The sequence below is a fragment of the Mycobacterium sp. genome (genome assembly GCF_049281135.1).
Classification (GTDB): domain Bacteria; phylum Actinomycetota; class Actinomycetes; order Mycobacteriales; family Mycobacteriaceae; genus Mycobacterium.
Genome location: NZ_JBAPRN010000420.1, coordinates 1 through 3,995, shown reverse-complemented (window position 1 = coordinate 3,995; position 3,995 = coordinate 1). Strand labels below are relative to the sequence as shown.

Sequence of the window (3,995 nt, the reverse complement as noted above, 5' to 3'; positions counted from 1 at the left end):
GCCGCTGGGCGGTGCGCTGGTCGAAGAGACCGCGCTGGTCGCACGCTGGCTGACGGCCCCGGGGGTGCGCATCGTGTCCACGACCGGCGACGAGGGTTGGTGCACCACATTGCGGTCCGCAGGGCCGTGGGCCGAGTGGGCCGCGTCGGCGCGCTCTGCGCGGGTGGCCGCCGAGCAGGCCGTCACGACCCTCGACTCAGAGCTGCTGACCGAACCGCACCCATCGCGCGAGCAGCTGTTCGGCCGCCCCGCTGTCGATCGCGTCGACGGCCCGGGCAAGCCCGTCCTCCCACGCCGGCAACCACTCGGCGCGGCTGGATAGCCCGGCATGGGCCACGATCGCGCCCGCGGCGTTGAGCACGACGGCGTCGCGTACCGGGCCCGTGGCGCCGGCCAGCACCGAACGTGCCTCCGCCGCGTTGGCGGCCGCGTCACCACCCAGTAGCTGGTCGAGGTCGGCGCGCGCGAACCCGAACCCGGCGGGATCGAATTTCAGCTTGTCCACCGTGCCGGCTTGGACCCGCCAGATGGTGCTCGTCGTGGTGGTGGTCAGCTCGTCGAGACCGTCGTCGCCGTGAACCACCAGCACGCTGGACTGGCGCGCGGCGAAAACTCCCGCCATCACCTCGGCCAGCTCGGCGAAGGCGCAACCAATCAGGCCGGCCCGCGGCTGACCCGGATTGGTAAGCGGCCCAAGCAAATTGAAGACGGTGGGCACACCGATCTCGCGCCGCACCGACGATGCGTGCCGATAAGAGGGATGGAACCGCGGCGCGAAGCAGAACCCGATACCGACCTCGGCAACGCTGCGTGCGACGTCCTCGGGACCCAGGTCGATGCGTACACCGAGCGCTTCCAGCGTGTCGGCTCCGCCGGCCAGCGACGACGACGCCCGGTTGCCGTGCTTGACCACCGGAATGCCGCTGGCCGCCACGACGATCGCCGCCATGGTCGAGAGGTTGACGGTGTTGACGCCGTCGCCACCGGTACCGACGATGTCGACGGTCTCGGTCCCGATCTGCGAGGTGGGCAGCTTGAGGCCGTGCTGCAGCATCACGTCGGCCAGCTCGGCCACTTCTGCGGCGGTTGGCGCCTTCATCTTCATCGCCACGGCGAAGGCCGCGAGCTGCGCCGGCGTCGCAGATCCGGTCATGATCTGCTCCATGGCCCAGCCGGCCTGTCCGCGCGGCAGGTCCCGACCCGCGGTCAAAACCTCGAGCACACGCGGCCACGACAGCGCCGCTTCCGGGGGCCGCTGAAACGGCTCCGACGATGACGCCGCCACACCGCCGATGGTCCCATGGCGATCGCCAGCGCGGCGAAGCCGGGCGCGGGCGGCGGATCGACATGAATTTCGCGCACCAAATTGCCGCCCCGGGTGGAGGTCGACAACTACAAAGCGTCATACTTGCGGGGTGACGAGTGCGGTAGGGACCTCGGGTACAGCAATCACGGCGCGCGTACATTCGCTCAACCGCCCAAATATGGTCAGTGTCGGCACCATAGTCTGGCTTTCCAGCGAGTTGATGTTCTTTGCTGGACTGTTCGCCTTCTACTTCACCGCGCGGGCGCAGGCGGCAGGCAACTGGCCGCCTCCGCCGACCGAGCTGAACCTGTATCAGGCGGTGCCGGTCACGCTGGTGCTGATCGCCTCATCGTTCACCTGCCAGATGGGCGTGTTCGCAGCCGAGCGCGGCGACGTCTTCGGGCTGCGCCGCTGGTACGTGCTGACCTTTGCGATGGGGTTGTTCTTCGTGCTCGGGCAGGGCTACGAGTACCACCACCTGATGAGCCATGGGACGACCATTCCCTCCAGCGCCTACGGCAGCGTGTTCTACCTGGCCACCGGCTTCCACGGGTTGCACGTCATCGGCGGGCTGATCGCCTTTATCTTCCTGCTGGCCCGCACCACGATGAGCAAATTCACCCCAGCGCAGGCCACCGCGTCGATCGTCGTCTCCTATTACTGGCACTTCGTCGACATCGTCTGGATCGCACTGTTCGCCACGATCTATTTCATCCGTTGACCAGCATGCGTAAGAACAGGAGTGCTCGGTTGAAGAAACTGGGGTTGAACCGATCGCTGAGTGACCGGGCGCGCCGCCGCCTGCGCCGCCGGTTGTCGGCTGGGCTGCTGCTGGTGTTGGCTCTGGTGGTTGCCGGCGGGCTGGCCGCGGTCCTGACCCCCAGCCCGCAGATAGCCGTCGCCGACGAGTCGTCCTCGGCGCTACTGCGAACGGGCAAGCAGCTTTTCGACACTTCGTGCGTGACCTGCCACGGCGCCAACCTGCAGGGTGTGCCCGACCGCGGGCCCAGCCTGATCGGCGTCGGCGAGGCCGCGGTCTACTTCCAGGTGTCCAGCGGCCGGATGCCCGCCATGCGTGGCGAGGCGCAGGCGATGCGCAAAGACCCGATTTTCGACGAGTCTCAGATTGACGCGCTGGGCGCCTACGTGCAGGCCAACGGTGGCGGACCGACCATCGAGCGCAACGCCGACGGCAGCATCGCGATGACCTCACTGCGCGGCGGCGACCTGGGCCGCGGCGGCGACCTGTTCCGGCTCAACTGCTCCTCGTGCCACAACTTCACCGGCAAGGGCGGCGCGCTGTCGTCGGGCAAGTTCGCTCCCGAGTTGGAGCCGGCCAACGAGCAGCAGATCCTCGACGCGATGCGCACCGGGCCGCAGAACATGCCGAAGTTTTCCGACCGTCAGCTCTCTTTCGACGCGAAGAAAGACATCATCGCCTACGTGAAGAATGTGACCGAGGCTAAAAGTCCGGGCGGCAACGGCCTGGGCGGCTTCGGACCCGCCCCCGAGGGCATGGTGGCGTGGATCATCGGGATGGTCGCCGTCATCGGTGCGGCGCTGTGGATTGGGGCGCGATCATGACCAGCGTCGCGACGATGCAGTGGGGGCGCCTCCAGCCGCGCAGCGGCGAGGGGGACGAAGCGATGAGGAGGAGTGGCGCCTGATGACCAACGACAGCGGACACCCCACCGACGCCGAACTCAACGCCATGTCGCGCGAGGAACTCGTCGAGCTCGGCGGCCGGATCGACGGCGTCGAGACCGTCTTCAAGGAGCCGCGCTGGCCGGTTCCCGGCACCAAGGCCGAAAAGCGCGCCGAGCGCCTGGTAGCCATCTGGCTTTTGCTGGGCGGGTTGCTCGGGTTGGCCCTGCTGCTGGTGTTCCTGTTCTGGCCGTGGGAGTACCAGCCGAACGGATCGTCCGGCAGCCTCGCATACTCACTGGCCACCCCGCTGTACGGTCTGACGTTCGGGGGGTCGGTGCTGTGCATCGCCATCGGGGCGGTGCTCTTCCAGAAAAAGTTCATCCCCGAAGAGATTTCGATCCAGGACCGCCACTACGGCGCTTCCGGCTCGGATGAGATCGATCGCAAAACTGTGGCCGCCAACCTGACCGACGCTTTGGAAGGCTCCACGCTGCGGCGCCGCAAGCTGATCGGTCTGTCGCTCGGCGCGGGCCTGGGAGCGTTCGGACTCGGCACTCTGGTGGCGTTTGCCGGCGGCCTCATCAAGAACCCGTGGAAACCCGTGGTGCAGACGGCCGACGGCAAGAAGGCCGTGCTGTGGACCTCGGGTTGGACACCTCGCTTTCACGGCGAAACCATCTACCTGGCCCGGGCCACCGGCGAAAGTGCGGCGGCGCCGTTCATCAAGATGCGCGCCGAGGACCTCGACGCCGGCGGCATGGAGACCGTCTTCCCGTGGCGCGAATCCGACGGCGACGGCACCACAGTGGAGTCACACGAGAAGCTCACCAGAATCCTGGCCGCGGTCCGAAACCCGGTGATGCTGATCCGTGTCAAGGCCACCGACCTGCCCAGGGTGGTCAAACGCAAGGGCCAGGAGAGCTTCAACTTCGGCGAGCTGTTCGCCTACACCAAGGTCTGCTCGCACCTGGGCTGTCCCGCGTCGCTGTACGAGCAGCAGGATTACCGCATCCTGTGCCCGTGCCACCAGTCGCAGTTCGAC

Annotated in this window: 5 protein-coding genes; 3 read left to right on the top strand and 2 right to left on the bottom strand. The window is 67.4% G+C overall.

The window, feature by feature from the left end:
* Positions 1–186 (bottom strand): hypothetical protein (locus WAN02_RS17200; protein WP_422265434.1); only part of this gene is annotated, 186 nt, incomplete at its 3' end.
* Between the two features lie 10 nt (positions 187–196).
* Positions 197–1,294 (bottom strand): anthranilate phosphoribosyltransferase, encoded by a 1,098-nt coding sequence (gene trpD, locus WAN02_RS17195; protein ID WP_422265435.1) that lies wholly within the window; start codon positions 1,292–1,294, stop codon positions 197–199.
* A 121-nt stretch (positions 1,295–1,415) separates the two neighbouring features.
* Here trpD and WAN02_RS17190 point away from each other — a divergent pair, with 121 nt between their 5' ends.
* The 3 genes from WAN02_RS17190 to WAN02_RS17180 form a co-directional block, all read left to right on the top strand.
* Positions 1,416–2,027, top strand: a complete 612-nt coding sequence (locus WAN02_RS17190; protein WP_422265433.1) for a cytochrome c oxidase subunit 3 — start codon at positions 1,416–1,418, stop codon at positions 2,025–2,027.
* Between the two features lie 29 nt (positions 2,028–2,056).
* A complete protein-coding gene (locus WAN02_RS17185) occupies positions 2,057–2,890 on the top strand; it encodes a cytochrome c (RefSeq protein WP_422265432.1) in 834 nt (277 codons plus the stop codon).
* 82 nt (positions 2,891–2,972) lie between these two features.
* A partial coding sequence (locus WAN02_RS17180) for a ubiquinol-cytochrome c reductase iron-sulfur subunit (RefSeq protein WP_422265431.1) occupies positions 2,973–3,995 on the top strand: 1,023 nt, incomplete at its 3' end.